This window comes from Aeromonas enterica, from assembly GCF_054052465.1.
Genome location: NZ_JBSTYL010000008.1, coordinates 53,387 through 66,654 on the forward strand (window position 1 = coordinate 53,387; position 13,268 = coordinate 66,654).

General features: G+C 55.2%; 17 protein-coding genes. 14 read left to right on the forward strand and 3 right to left on the reverse strand.

Going from position 1 to position 13,268, the window contains the following annotated elements; translation table 11 throughout:
- The first annotated feature begins 4 nt into the window (after nucleotides 1-4).
- Complete coding sequence (gene lfiJ / locus ACW5XD_RS10820) at nucleotides 5-421, forward strand: lateral flagellar protein LfiJ (RefSeq protein WP_456494892.1); 417 nt, start codon at nucleotides 5-7, stop codon at nucleotides 419-421.
- Between the two features lie 3 nt (nucleotides 422-424).
- Here lfiJ and lfgN read toward each other — a convergent pair whose 3' ends face one another.
- From lfgN to lfgA, 3 genes are all read right to left on the reverse strand, one after another.
- The gene (gene lfgN / locus ACW5XD_RS10825; protein ID WP_456494893.1) at nucleotides 425-868 is read right to left on the reverse strand and encodes a lateral flagellar protein LfgN; all 444 of its coding nucleotides are present in this window, start codon (nucleotides 866-868) and stop codon (nucleotides 425-427) included.
- Nucleotides 865-1,140, reverse strand: a complete 276-nt coding sequence (gene flgM, locus ACW5XD_RS10830) for a flagellar biosynthesis anti-sigma factor FlgM (RefSeq protein ID WP_456494894.1) — start codon at nucleotides 1,138-1,140, stop codon at nucleotides 865-867. Before flgM ends, lfgN begins: the two co-directional genes overlap by 4 nt.
- Before the next feature lie 76 nt (nucleotides 1,141-1,216).
- Entirely contained in the window at nucleotides 1,217-2,011 is a 795-nt protein-coding gene (lfgA, locus tag ACW5XD_RS10835; RefSeq protein ID WP_456494895.1) for a lateral flagellar basal body P-ring formation protein LfgA, read from the reverse strand.
- A gap of 57 nt (nucleotides 2,012-2,068) precedes the next feature.
- Here lfgA and lfgB point away from each other — a divergent pair, with 57 nt between their 5' ends.
- The 13 genes from lfgB (at nucleotide 2,069) to ACW5XD_RS10900 (ending at nucleotide 13,226) form a co-directional block, all read left to right on the forward strand.
- A complete protein-coding gene (gene lfgB, locus ACW5XD_RS10840) occupies nucleotides 2,069-2,458 on the forward strand; it encodes a lateral flagellar basal body rod protein LfgB (RefSeq protein WP_456494896.1) in 390 nt (129 codons plus the stop codon).
- Between the two features lie 2 nt (nucleotides 2,459-2,460).
- Nucleotides 2,461-2,886 (forward strand): lateral flagellar basal body rod protein FlgCL, encoded by a 426-nt coding sequence (gene flgCL, locus ACW5XD_RS10845; protein ID WP_042867929.1) that lies wholly within the window; start codon nucleotides 2,461-2,463, stop codon nucleotides 2,884-2,886.
- Between the two features lie 3 nt (nucleotides 2,887-2,889).
- Complete coding sequence (locus ACW5XD_RS10850; RefSeq protein WP_456494897.1) at nucleotides 2,890-3,585, forward strand: flagellar hook assembly protein FlgD; 696 nt, start codon at nucleotides 2,890-2,892, stop codon at nucleotides 3,583-3,585.
- A gap of 18 nt (nucleotides 3,586-3,603) precedes the next feature.
- A complete protein-coding gene (gene flgEL, locus ACW5XD_RS10855) occupies nucleotides 3,604-4,803 on the forward strand; it encodes a lateral flagellar hook protein FlgEL (protein WP_456494898.1) in 1,200 nt (399 codons plus the stop codon).
- Between the two features lie 10 nt (nucleotides 4,804-4,813).
- On the forward strand, nucleotides 4,814-5,548 hold the full coding sequence (gene lfgF, locus ACW5XD_RS10860; RefSeq protein ID WP_456494899.1) for a lateral flagellar basal-body rod protein LfgF: 735 nt from the start codon (nucleotides 4,814-4,816) through the stop codon (nucleotides 5,546-5,548).
- A 78-nt stretch (nucleotides 5,549-5,626) separates the two neighbouring features.
- The gene (gene lfgG, locus ACW5XD_RS10865) at nucleotides 5,627-6,412 is read left to right on the forward strand and encodes a lateral flagellar basal-body rod protein LfgG (RefSeq protein ID WP_005314259.1); all 786 of its coding nucleotides are present in this window, start codon (nucleotides 5,627-5,629) and stop codon (nucleotides 6,410-6,412) included.
- Nucleotides 6,412-7,083, forward strand: coding sequence for a flagellar basal body L-ring protein FlgH (flgH, locus tag ACW5XD_RS10870; RefSeq protein WP_005314257.1), 672 nt, complete (start codon nucleotides 6,412-6,414; stop codon nucleotides 7,081-7,083). The genes lfgG and flgH overlap by 1 nt, the downstream gene beginning before the upstream one ends.
- Before the next feature lie 8 nt (nucleotides 7,084-7,091).
- Nucleotides 7,092-8,198 (forward strand): lateral flagellar basal body P-ring FlgIL, encoded by a 1,107-nt coding sequence (fgIL, locus tag ACW5XD_RS10875; protein ID WP_456494900.1) that lies wholly within the window; start codon nucleotides 7,092-7,094, stop codon nucleotides 8,196-8,198.
- 8 nt (nucleotides 8,199-8,206) lie between these two features.
- On the forward strand, nucleotides 8,207-8,605 hold the full coding sequence (locus tag ACW5XD_RS10880; protein WP_456494901.1) for a rod-binding protein: 399 nt from the start codon (nucleotides 8,207-8,209) through the stop codon (nucleotides 8,603-8,605).
- Complete coding sequence (gene lfgK / locus ACW5XD_RS10885; RefSeq protein ID WP_456494902.1) at nucleotides 8,605-9,942, forward strand: lateral flagellar hook-associated protein LfgK; 1,338 nt, start codon at nucleotides 8,605-8,607, stop codon at nucleotides 9,940-9,942. Before ACW5XD_RS10880 ends, lfgK begins: the two co-directional genes overlap by 1 nt.
- Nucleotides 9,943-9,953: 11 nt before the next feature.
- A complete protein-coding gene (lfgL, locus tag ACW5XD_RS10890) occupies nucleotides 9,954-10,871 on the forward strand; it encodes a lateral flagellar hook-associated protein LfgL (RefSeq protein WP_456494903.1) in 918 nt (305 codons plus the stop codon).
- Nucleotides 10,872-11,040: 169 nt separating this feature from the next.
- The gene (locus tag ACW5XD_RS10895) at nucleotides 11,041-11,895 is read left to right on the forward strand and encodes a hypothetical protein (RefSeq protein ID WP_456494904.1); all 855 of its coding nucleotides are present in this window, start codon (nucleotides 11,041-11,043) and stop codon (nucleotides 11,893-11,895) included.
- Nucleotides 11,896-12,110: 215 nt separating this feature from the next.
- Nucleotides 12,111-13,226, forward strand: coding sequence for a flagellin N-terminal helical domain-containing protein (locus ACW5XD_RS10900; RefSeq protein ID WP_456494905.1), 1,116 nt, complete (start codon nucleotides 12,111-12,113; stop codon nucleotides 13,224-13,226).
- Nucleotides 13,227-13,268: the final 42 nt, after the last annotated feature.

The window sequence follows — 13,268 nt, forward strand, 5'->3', positions numbered from 1 at the left end:
CATCATGTTGAAATCCTATCTTGGTTTGCAGCAGGATGTGTTGGAGGTGATGGGCAAGGAGCGCCAGCGTTTGCGAGAAGAGGCCATGCGAGAAGAGCATAGGGCGTTGAGGTTGCAGGATGTGATCAGCTCTCTGAGCCCCGGCTCGGCAACATTTCATCCCCTGCTGTGGCAGAACAAGCAGCAGATGGAGGGACAACTGCGCCATCTGCTGGTTCATCAGGTACAACAGTCGGCCTTGGCCAAATTGGATTTGGAGCGCCACGAAGGCCAGGTGCTTAAACAATTTGGTCGGGTCAAAGGATTGGAGTTGCTGCTGGATAAGCGTGACCTGACCCTGCGTCAGCAACAGGAGACACGGGATCAGCGACAGCTGGATGAGTTATCCAGTTTGCGTCATCGCGCGTTGAGAGAGGGATAGGGGTTAGTCCGGGAAGCGTTCCAGTTGGCCATAGGGCTGTTCTTGTCCCAATAGCGTGTTGATTGTTTCGATCTGCCCTGCCAGCAGGCGTCCATTGAGTTCGTTTTGGCGCAAGCATTGCTGTAACAATTGTTCAAGCTGCTGCCATTGGCTGGCAACGTTTTTTTGCAAACTGGCTGGCAGTTTTGCGATCAGTGTCGCCATCCCTTTTTCGTCCGGTTTCAATCCCAACGCGAGCAGATGTTGACAGCGTTGTTGTGCCTGTTGTTGAACCACAACCATCAGTTGGGTCTGCAGCTGATTGTGTTCAGCCAGCCCGTCAACATCGTGAGCGGCCAGCAGGCTGTGTTGGCGCAGCAGAACCTGTTGCAGCTCGGCGTAGTGACCACAATCTTGCTGGATAGCGATGATCAGTTGCTTGACCCGCAGCTTGGGATCCAGGCTCATCGACGATGCATATCCAGAATGGCTTGGCTCAGCGCATCCATATCGAGTTCGAGCTTGCCGTCGCTGATGGCTTGGCGGATCTGGTTCACCTTCTCCATATCCACATCCGATGTAGTTGCTAGTTGCGATCTTGCCTGGTTTACAAACTGCGTCGTGGCGCTTATCTGGGCATCAGCCTGGCTGGCGCGTGCTTGTGGCTGTGCAGTCGCAGACTCCGGCTTGCGCTGCAGCTGGGTTTGAACATAGAGCGGGTCGGTGGGTGTGATTTTCATAACGTCAATTCCTGATGGTCTATCTCTGACAAGCGACCCAAGGCCAGCCTAACTTAAATCAAACCAGCCCTTTGGGTTAAAAACGGGTTTCGACTTCGCCTTTTTCGATCACCCAGGCCTGAATCTCTTTGCCTGAACTGATGTTTCTTACCTTAATGCCATCGCCAATGGCGCCGTTTGCCAATGCTTTACCGCGGGTGGTTGCGGAAAAACTGTCGAGGCCGGCTCTGATCAGTACCCCTTCCCCTTCCCGAACGGCCCAGGTCTTCTGTAAATCCAGTTCACCAATCAACTGACCCATCCTGAGATTCCGATTGCTCTTGCTCCCCACAAGGGATTCGGAGCTTGGAACAAACCCGCGTTGCAATCGACTGATATCAAGAGATTTCTCGACGAGATCTCCGGCACGAATGGTCTGGCCTTTCTGGATCTCTTGTGCCGTGACCCACACCGGCAGCATGAGCGTCACTTCGACACGGGCCCTTAGCTGCCATGCAGGTTCCGTGCATTCAGCCAGATAGGGACGCCGTCCCCAGGGTTGCCGATATTGCCCCCCTGCTTGCAGACGAATGGCTTGTTGGCAGGGTGGCAAATGGGTTACGGCGGGAGAGAGCCAGACTTGGTAGTCGACTTCAGGGGCTGACCAGCCTTGCTGCTGCAAATAAGCATTCAACGCCTGACTGGCATCCTCTTTCAGCAGGGTCTCCAGATACTGCGACAAGTCGGTTGGTGCGGCTTGCAGCGGGTATGGCAGCATCAGCAGGCACAACAGGCCAATGCGCTTCCACACGGGAAACAGCACTTCCCCTTTTATCAGTGTTATCAGCCACAGTCGCCGCTGTAACCAGCGGGAATAGAGGATATTCATCATTGGCATGAGTCTTGATAAAGAATGCACCGGTCTGACAGATTCATAGAAGGATGAAGCATGAGTATCTCATTTGACAGCGCTCTTGGTGTACACCCTTATGCCCTAGATGTGCGGGCGGATCGGGCGCGTATTCTGGCAGGGAATCTGGCCAATGTGGATACCCCTGGCTATCTGGCCCGAGATGTCGATTATAAGACGATTTTGGGGCGTGTCGCGCAGCAAGTTGCGGCGGGAGATGCGAGTGCAGCCATCAGCCATGGCGTCATGGCCAATGATATGCAACATCCTCTGTATCGTATTCCCTATCAGGCCTCCATGGATGGCAATACTGCCGAGCTCAGTGTTGAACAAAGCAAGTTTGCCAATAATGCTACCGACTTTCAGACCAGTCTCACCTTCCTGAATATGAAAATCACCGGGATCGCCAAAGCGATCGAGGGCCGTTAATCATGTCGTTTAATCGAATCTATGACATCGCAGGCAGTGCCATGCGCGCGCAAACCGTACGCTTGGATACGGTGGCCTCCAATCTGGCAAACGTGGACAGTGCCGCAGGCAGTGAAGAGGCTGCTTTTCGTGCCATCAAGCCGGTGTTCTCCACACTGTATCAACGGGTACAAGATGCTGATTCGCTGGGGGCGGCTCAGGTGCAGATCGCAGGAATCGTACAGTCTGATCGCCAGGTAGATAAACGCCTCGAGCCTACCAACCCCCTGGCCGATCAGGATGGCTTCGTCTACTACTCCAACGTCAACGCAGTTGAAGAGATGGCCGACATGATGAGCGCTTCACGCGGTTTTGAAACCTCGGTCGAAGTGATCAATCGCATCAATAGTATGCAGCAAGGTCTGCTGCGCCTAGGCCAGGGAGTGTAAGCCATGAGCCTGCCTCAGGTGAGTAGCCTGGATACTGCGCGTAGCACCAGTCAGCGTACCGCAACACCGGATATAGCCCCCAACAGTGTGGCAGCAGGCCAAGCCCCTCAGGGCGGCATGCAACTGCGCAACGAATTCTTGCAGATGATGGTTGCCCAGATCCAGAACCAGGACCCGACCAATCCACTGGATGGTGCCCAATACGTGGCCCAACTGGCGCAGTTCAGCATGGTGGAAGGCGTGGAGGGGTTGAAGGTGCTGCAACAGAAATCCATCAACATGATGGATACCCAGCAAGTGTTGCAGAGTACCGCCCTCATCGACAAGGAAGTGATGGTACCGAGCAAGACCCTCAGGCAGCAGCGGGAGCAGCCCGTCCGCGGCCAAATTGAGCTGCAAGGCGCAGCAGAACAGGTAGATCTCAAGGTGTATGACCAGCATGGTGTGCTGGTGGCCAGCAAAAGCTGGGGTGAAAGCAAGGCCGGTGGGCTGGATTACAAGTTGCCTCCCCTGCCCGCTGGCGAATACAGCTTCGAAGTCAAGGCTTCGGCTGGCAAGAGCATGGTCGGGACCAAGAATTTTGTGGCCAGCAAGGTGGATCGTGTCACCCTGCCCGGTACTGGCGAGATCATGTTGCAGGTGGCTGGAGTGGGTGATGTGCCGCTCTTCAGTGCTATCCAGTTTGGCAAATCGGCGTAATCAGATAGGAGCGAAATTGTGTCTTTCAGTATCGGATTGAGCGGCCTGCGCGCCGTGAACCAAGAATTGAGTGTTATCAGCAACAACGTGGCCAACGCCAGCACAGCTGGTTTCAAGTCGAGCCGTGCCGAATTCGCCGCTATTTATGGTGGTGGGCAGGCCGGTGGCGTCGAGATGAACAATGTCTCCCAGAACTTTGATCGTAACGGCGATGTGACACGCACCGGTCGTGGGTTAGATCTGGCTATCTCCGGCAGTGGTTTCTTTGTGCTGAAAGACAGCAACGGCCAGACTTCCTATACCCGTGCGGGTATGTTTCAACGGGATGCCAGCAACTATCTGACCACAGCCAATGGCACTCGTCTGCAAGGCTATACCACCAATGATGCAGGTGAGCTGCAATCCGGCGTGGTGGGTGATATTCAGGTCAAGGCTGGCAGCTTGCCCGCCAAGGCATCGGACAAGCTGGAGTTCGTAGCCAACCTCAAGGCGGATGCGAGCAAAATCGACCAGGCCGTACCGAGTAATGCTTTTGATCCTAAAAAGTCGGAAACCTTCAGCTACTCCCAATCCAGCAAGGCTTATGACTCGCTGGGAGTTGAGCACACTGTGACCCAGTATTTTGTGAAAACAGAACCGAACAAGTGGGATCTACATTACACCTTCAACGGTAGCGTAGCGGGAGGTCCCGTGCAGATGGAGTTCAATACCAACGGCACGCTGAAATCACCGACAACCTTCCCCAATCTGGATCTGAAGCCTGCTGGGGCTGCCGATATCTCCTTGACGTTCGATATGGCGCGTGTCAGTCAGTATGCCTCCGACTTCAACGCCACCCGCAACCAGTCCAATGGCTATACCGCTGGCGATCTGACCGGGGTCAAGGTGGATGCCGATGGTGGTGTGTATGCCACCTTCACCAATGGTCAGAGCTTGCGGCAAGGACAAGTGGTGATGGCGAACTTCACCAACCCGAATGGCTTGTTGCAAACCAACAACACCACCTGGCAGCAATCCTTCAGCTCAGGTCAGCCGGTGTTGGGCGCGCCAGGAACCGGGACCCTGGGCTCACTCACTGCTGGTGCTTACGAGAGTTCCAACGTGGACTTGACCGGTGAGCTGGTCAGCCTGATGACTTCCCAGCGTAACTACCAAGCCAACGCCAAAACCATCAGCTCTGCTGACAAGATGACTCAAGTTCTCTTCAACTCCTTCTAAGGCTTGATGCGTGGAAAAGCTTATCTATACCGCCATGTCGGGGGCGCAACATACCCTGATGGCCCAGCAAATTCGGGCGAATAATCTGGCCAACGTCAATACCGCCGGCTTTCGGGCCGATTTTGAGCGGGTCTCAGCCTATGCACTGACCGGTGATGGCTACCCAAGTCGGGTCATGGCGCGCGAAGAGATGGCCGGCACGGATTTTAAGGCGGGCGCCCTGATGCAAACGGGCCGCAAACTGGATGTGGCGATGCGTGGTGAAGGTTTTATCACGGTGCAAACTGCCGATGGCAAAGAGGCCTATACCCGGGCAGGTAACCTGGAAGTGGATGCCGAAGGACTATTGACGCTCAATGGTCGCCCCGTGCTGGGAGATGGTGGGGAAATGGTACTGCCTGCCTATCGGGATTTGAGCTTCGGCAAGGATGGTTCCCTCAGCATCACGCCCCCAGGTGGTGGTGCCCGCTTGGATGTGGGTCGTCTCAAGCTGGTCAATCCGGATCCGGTCGAACTGGCAAAAGGTCCGGACGGCCTCTTCCGTTTGCGCCAGGGGGGTGATGCCGAGACCAGCGAGCAGGTGGTACTAGCCTCAGGTTTTCTTGAGGGGGCCAATGTTAATGCGGTCGACGAGCTGATCAGCAGTATGTCATTGACCCGCAATTTCGAGCTTCAGGTCAAGTTGATGAAAACCGCAGATGATCAGGCCCGGCAAGGGGCCAGACTTATTTCCGGTCAGGGCTAGCAGGTTAGCTCGCCAGAGCCACAAGACCCTTGATAGATGCGCGATAGCGCCCCGAATGAATTAGGTGGAGAAGCAAAGATGCATGCGGCACTTTGGGTGAGTAAAACGGGCTTGTCGGCACAAGATGCCAAGATGGCCAGCATTTCCAACAACTTGGCCAACGTGAATACGGTTGGCTTCAAACGCGATCGCGTGGCCTTTGAGGACTTGTTCTATCAGGTACAGCGCCAGCCAGGCGCTCAGCAGGATCAGCAGAACCTGTCACCCATCGGCATTCAGATGGGTAATGGTGTGCGTGTGGTTGGAACACAGAAAGTGTTTACACCGGGGCAGTTTCAGAATACCAACCAGGAATTGGATATGGCGGTTGTCGGTGCTGGTTTCTTTGGGGTCGAACGCCCTGATGGGGAAACTGCCTATACCCGTAATGGTCAGTGGCATCGCAATGCCGAAGGTTTGCTGGTGAATTCGGATGGGTTGCCCATGTTGCCGCAGATCCAGATCCCCGATAATGCGACCAAGGTTTCCATCGGTACAGATGGGACCGTAAGCGCAACGCTGCCAGGCCAGCAAGAAAATGTGGAGCTGGGGCGCATTACCTTGACCAATTTCACGAACCCCGCTGGGTTGGAAGCGCTTGGGGGCAACCTCTACCGTGCGACTGGTGCCTCCGGTGAAGCTATCGAAGGGGTACCGGGTGAGGAGGCGATGGGCGCCATCAAGCAGTTCACGCTGGAAAGTTCCAACGTCAACGTGGTGGAGGAGATGGTCGACATGATCACCACTCAGCGTGCCTATGAGATGAACGCCAAGGTGGTATCCGCCGCAGATCAGATGCTCAAGTTCGTCACTCAGGCGCTGTGATGATGAAGGCGATGTGGCGTTATCTCTGGGTAGTGTTGCTGCTGGGTGGCTGTGCCACTTATGAACTCAAGGCCCCCGAGCCAGGTGACGAAAAGTGGGCCCCTTCCCGACCCAAGTTATCTGTCTCGGCTCGGGGAGAAGACGGTAGCCTCTATCGTGGCGACTACATGATGACTCTGTTTCAGGATCGTCGTGCCTATCGTATCGGCGATATTCTGACCGTGGTACTGGAAGAACGTACCCAGTCGAGCAAGAAAGCCAACACCAGCATGAGCAAGAACAGCAGCATGAACGTGCCAGCACCCTCTATTGGTGGAAAAGTGCGTTCCGACTGGGGCGCCAGCCTGAGTGCCGATCGTGACTTTGATGGTGGCGCTACCTCCAGCCAGCAAAATACGTTAGCCGGCTCCATTACGGTAACGGTTGCCGAAGTGATGCCAAACGGGGTGCTGGGGATCCGGGGGGAGAAGTGGATCCGGCTCAATCAAGGAGACGAATATATCCGTCTGGGCGGCATGGTGAGAGTGGAAGATATCGATCAGAGCAACCGTATTTCCTCTCAGCGAATTGCCGATGCCCGCATTACCTATGCGGGGCGTGGTGCCCTTGCCGACAGTAACCAGATGGGGTGGCTGGGGCGTTTCTTCAGTTCCGCATTCGCACCTTTTTGAGGGTTTACATGAACAAATGGTTTATCACCTTGCTCTGCCTGAGCCTGCCCTGGTGGGCTAATGCCGCGCCCCCTGCCAAGCGGGCCTTGCTGGATATTGCCGATGTGCAGGGAATGCGAACCAACCAGCTGGTGGGCTATGGCCTGGTCGTCGGCCTGTCGGGTACGGGAGATCGCAGCCAGGTCAAATTTACCGGCCAATCTATGGCCAACATGCTCAAGCAGTTTGGCGTACAGTTGCCCGATGATCTCGACCCCAAGCTCAAGAACGTCGCTGCCGTATCGGTACAGGCGACGCTGCCGGCCCTGGCTGGTAAGGGGCAGCTGGTGGATGTCACCGTGACCTCCATCGGGGATGCCAAGAGCCTGCGTGGTGGCTCACTGTTGTTGACGCCATTACGTGGTATCGATGGGGACGTGTATGCCGTTGCCCAGGGCAATCTGGTGGTCGCCGGGGTCAAGGCTGAGGGGCAATCCGGTTCCTCTGTGACCATCAATGTGCCGACGGCAGGCATTATTCCCAATGGTGCCATCATTGAGCGCGAGGCCGTCAGCAACTTTGCGGATAAACCTGAGGTGACGCTCAACCTGCACCAACCCAACTTCAAGACAGCTCGCAATGTGGAGCGAGAGATCAATCGCCAACTGGGCCCTGTCGCTCGAGCGGTCAGTGCTGGTCGGATCCAGCTTGCGGCTCCTAAGGATGAGAGTCAGCGGATCTCTTTCATGGCGCTGCTGCAGGACATTCAGGTCGACATGGGCAAGGAGAGGCCAAGGGTCGTGTTCAACAGCCGGACCGGTACAGTGGTGATGGGGCAAGGGGTCAAGGTACACAAGGCGGCGGTCAGCCATGGCAGTCTGACCGTGACCATAGGCGAAAGCCAGAATGTCAGTCAACCCAATGCCTTCTCCAATGGGCAAACGACGACGACACCCAATTCAAAGATCCAGGTGGATCGCGAGCGAAACAACATGTTTGTCTGGCCGGATGGCACTTCGCTGGAGGTGATCGTTAAGGCAGTTAATTCACTCGGGGCAACTCCCGATGATGTCATGGCCATTTTACAAGCTCTCGATGAGGCCGGTGCCCTCGAGGGAGAACTGGTGGTCATCTAAGGATCGCTATGACCAGAATAACGTCGGAGCCTGGTTTTTATCAGGATCTCAATGAATTGCAGCAGATAAAGAGCAATCCGGATCAACGGGCCGCACTGGATGCCGCTGCGGGCCAGTTTGAAGTGAGCTTTTTACAGACAGTGCTCAAGCATATGCGTTCAGCCTCTGACGCCATGCAGGATGATGATGACAAGATCATTAAAGGAGAAGAGCTATACCGCGACATGTATGACAGTCAATTGGCTATGAGTCTGGTCAAGCGTGGCGGTATGGGGCTGAAAGAGCAGATGGTCAGCCAATTGGCGCCGATGTTAAAGAATGCCGAGCTTGTGGTCGCTTCAGAACCACAGACCCTGGCTGCGTTTAACCAGCCTCTGAATTCGGCAAAAATGAAGAAGGTTGACTGATGTCACTGCTCAATATCGGTGCTAGTGGATTAAACGCGGCTCAAATTGCATTGAATTTGACAGCCCAGAATATTGCCAACGTCAACACCATAGGCTATAGCCGCCAGGAGGCCATGATGGGCAGCCTGTCCGGTTTTGGTCGACTGGACAACGGCATGGGGGTGGAGGTAACCGGTGTTCGCAGGATCACCGATGACTACCTGGTTTCCCAGCATTGGCGCAGTCGCTCTTCCACTGGTGCCTCCTATGCCTTTCATCAGTACATCAATACCACCGAGCAGTTGTTGGGTAGCGAGTCGATGAATATCGCCAAGGGACTGGACAGTTTCTTTGCCTCCTTGAGTGCTGCACTCGACAGCCCGGAGACGCCAGCGCAGCGCAGCCAGATCGTTAGTTCTGCCGGTGCCTTGGCCAACCGTTTTGGCCAGTTGAATGAGAGTATGTTGACGCAAGAGAAGCAGATCGACGATCAGCTCAACAGCACCGTCTCACAGGTCAACAGCTATCTGAGGCAGGTGGCCGAGCTGAATACCCAGATCAGTGAGCAGGCTTCCAAGGGGGTCAACACCTCTGTACTGGAAGATAGTCGCGAGCAGGTTGTTCGTGAGCTGTCGACTTATATGGAAGTTAGGGCCAACCGCCAGAGTGACGGTGCCTTCGCAATCAGCCTGCCCCAAGGGCAGCCGTTGGTGCTGGGTGGAAGCAGCAGTACCTTGACGCTGGCGGGTGATCAACTCAGCCTCGCCTTCGGCGGCCAGACCTTTGAAGTGCCCAAACTGCATGGCGGTTCGCTGGCGGGGGTGATGGATTATCGCTCTACAGTATTGCGGCCACTGCGAGATGATCTTAACCAGATAGCCCAAAAACTGGCCGATGACTTTAATTCCAAGCAGGTTGGAGGAGTCGATCTTAACGGTAATGGTGAAGCCGGTAAGCCGCCGTGCAAGGCGATGTTCACTTATGACAAACTAAATCCGGCAGGGACATTGCGGGTTGCCGCGGGTTTTGCCGGCGATGATCTGGCCTTTGCTAAGGTTGGCGGTGGCAAGGGCGATAACCGCAATTTGCAGGAGCTGCTGACCATCAAGGATGGCCAGTATGACGCCTACAGTGCCCTCCTCGGCAAGATGGCGGTACAAAGTGGTCAGGCCAGGGCCACCATGGCGGCGGATGCCAATATGGAGAAACAGCTGGCCACCAAGTTGAGTAGTGTCAGTGGGGTCAATACGGATGAGGAAGGGGTCAAGATCATGGCTTATACCAAGGCCTATCAGGCCAATGCCAAGGTGATCAGCACCTCCGATCAGCTCTTCAATTCCATCCTAAACATGTTCTGAGGGGAATGACCATGCGTATCAGTACCAACCAGATCCAACTCAGCATGCTCGACAACCTGCAACAGGGTTTCGGTGAATATGCCCGGCTCGATCGCCAGATTTCTACCAACAAGCGGATTTTGCAGCCCTCCGATGATCCGGTCGGGAGCGTGCGTCTCTTAGGGTTGCAAAAAGAGCAGGTAGCGATGGAGCAATACCAGCAGAACATTACCAATGCCAAGAGTCAGCTATCTCAGGGTGAACAGCAGTTGGATACAATGACCAACATGCTGATGCGGTTGCGGGAATTGACTCAGACAGCCGCAACCGGTTCCTTGTCGGATACGGATCGCAAGGCTGTTGCCAGTGAAGTCGCCATCATCAGGGATGGTCTGTTGGACTTGGTTAACGCCCGTAACGAGAGCGGTTCCAGCCTGTTTACTGGTAGCAAGGTGGATCAGCCCGCACTGGTCAAGGTGACTGACCCGAAAGACGCCGACTTTGGTAGTTATAAGTACAAGGGAGATAGCCTGGTTCGCGAAGTCAGCATTGCCAAAGGGGTGACGGTTGGTTTGAACCAGACCGCAGATCAGCTGTTTCTGACCTCGGGTGATTTCTTCAAGCAGCTCGATAGCATGGTCGATGCGATCAATCGTGTAGCGCCGGATGCAGCCGATCAAGCTAGAGGTATGCTCGGCCGTAGCCAAACTTTGCAAGATGATATCAGTCAGGCGGTGAGCACTATTGGTGCCCGGATCAACCTGCTGGATCAGATCGATGAAAGTCATGCCGAGAAGGGGGTCTATAGCAAGGAAGTGAGCAATCAGATAGAGTCCCTCGATTATGCCAGCGCCGTCACCCAGCAGGCTCATGTGTTGATGGCATTACAGGTACAACAACAAGTCTTTGCCAAGGTCAATGGCCTTAGCCTGTTCAACTACATGCCGTAAACCCGTTTAAGGAGCCATGATGCAGATTCAACAAACCCGTTTGGGCGGAGTGGCTGAGACGCCCGCTCAGCCTAAACTACGCGGGCGTTTGACTGCTCAGACGGGGGCGGGCCGCAAGCAGGCCCAACCAGACCGACATCCCAATATCAGCAGGCTGGATCGTTGGGCGTTGATCGGGACAGCTCAGCAGAAGATTGCCCACGCCCAAGGGGGGGAACAAGCACTCAGCCGGGTCTGGGGCGAGTTGAAACGGCTCGAACATCAGCTTGGCCAGCGTGACGTTGTCGGCAGTGAGATCGTTTCTCGTCTCAAACTGCTGGAAGAGAAATTGACCCAACCTCAGGGGCCATTGACCATGGCACTGAAATCCAAGCTGTTGGTCTCCCCCGCTGACAACCACCTTCATTACGGGGCTGAGCCGCTGGATTTGCTTGCCGCCAGGAGCACTACGGAGCGACTGGTCTTTTCCTTTCCGCAAACCAGCAGCGCTGTGGATGTCACGCTGCCTGCGGGTGCTCGCGATGGCGAGGTGGTGGCACTGCTCAATCAGGCTCTGCGTAAGGAACATATCCGGGCCAGTTTGAATGAACTCGGTAAGCTTGAATTTTCCATTCCTGACCCGCATCGCCGCAAACTGGATGAACCCGTCCTGATCAGCGGGGAGGGGATCCGCATTCCGGCGGGTAATCCGGTGCCGGTGCAGTTCAAAGCCAAGCCCGGCCAGTTGAGCCAACTGGGGGAGGGTATCGCCAAGGGCGAGATCCGGCAGGAACAGCAAAGGTTGAAACGTCTGCTTGGCGAGATCGAGCTGTCGGTCCGCGAGCTCAAGCAGTTTCGCCAGAAGATGGTCAAGCAGCTTGACAGAGTGAAAGCCCGTAGCCAGAACATCAAGCAAGTAGAGCTCGAGCAGTTGCAAGACAAGCTCAGCACTCAGCTTAAAGAGGGCGGTTTTATGGGCACCATGTCTGGCCTGCTCGTCCAGGCGAATGTCTCCCGGCAAGGGGTGGTTGCCTTGTTGACCTGATCGCTGTTTCTGCTCTGATACAAGCCGCACCGGGTCTGCCGTGCGGCTTTGCTGTTTTTATGACATGTGGTTGCACGCCTAGTTGGCTCAGGATGTCCGTTGGTTTTTTCGGATGAAAGTGCGAAAAAAATTTAATTTCTTGGCCGTCATGGTCGTTCTTCATTGGGGTCAACCCAAACGCTGCCTGTGGCAGCATCTATTTCGAGGAAACGAAAATGAGTCTGTCAATCCACACCAACTTTGCCGCCATGGTCACCCAGAACCAGCTGACTGCCACCAACAAGATGGCCAGTACCGCCATGCAGCGTCTGGGCACAGGTTTGCGCATCAACTCTGCCGCTGACGATGCTGCCGGCCTGCAGATCGCCACCCGTCTGCAATCCCAGTCCAACAGCCAGAAAGTGGGCATGCGCAACGCCCAGGATGCCATCTCCATGATGCAGACCGCCGAAGGCGCCATGGACGAGATGACCAACATTGTGCAGCGCATGAAAGATCTGGCCACCCAGGCGGCCACCGGCACCAGCAGCGACAAAGATATCGCCGCCATGAACGCCGAATTCGGCGAGCTGACCAAAGAGCTGAAAAACATCGCCAGCAATACCACCTTCGGTGGTGACAACCTGCTGGACAAGACTGGCGGCAAATTTGCCAAGGGCGAAGTGACCTTCCAGATCGGTGGTACCGATGGCGAGCGACTGGCCCTCAATATCGGGGATAGCCTGAAGAAGGTGGTTGGCGGTGCTCCGGTGAGTGCTGCGGACCAAACAAAACTGGATGCAATTAAAGATTATAAAGATGACTCGGCCACTGGCGGTACTGAGGCCAAGGATCTAAAAGCGAAAAAAGCAACTTTGGTGACAGCAGAAACTGACTTGGCAACCGCACCCGCCGATGCCGCGAAACTGGCTGCAGTAGCTGCAGCAAAAACAGACCTTGAAGGTGCGCAGAAGACATTTGACGAAGGTCTGAAACCGTTGAATGAAGCCGCGCTAGATGTTGGTACTGGTCTGGATGCAGTCATTCTGAGCAATGGTTTGACCGATCAGAAATCTGCCCAGACTGCCATGGGCAAGATGGAAGAGTTTATGCAAGACATCACCAGCGTACGCTCCTCTTTCGGTGCCAATATCAACCGTTTGGAGCACACCGTTAACAACCTTTCCAACATGAAAGAGAACACCGATATCGCCAAGGGCCGCATCATGGATGCCGACTTCGCTACCGAAAGCACCAGCATGACCAAGAACCAGATGCTGATGCAAGCTGGCATGTCTGTGTTGGGCAAGTCCAACGAGATGACTGGCATGGTGACCAGCCTGCTGCGTTAATCAAGCCATGGCCGCCGCTATCGTGGCGGCCTATTTTTCACG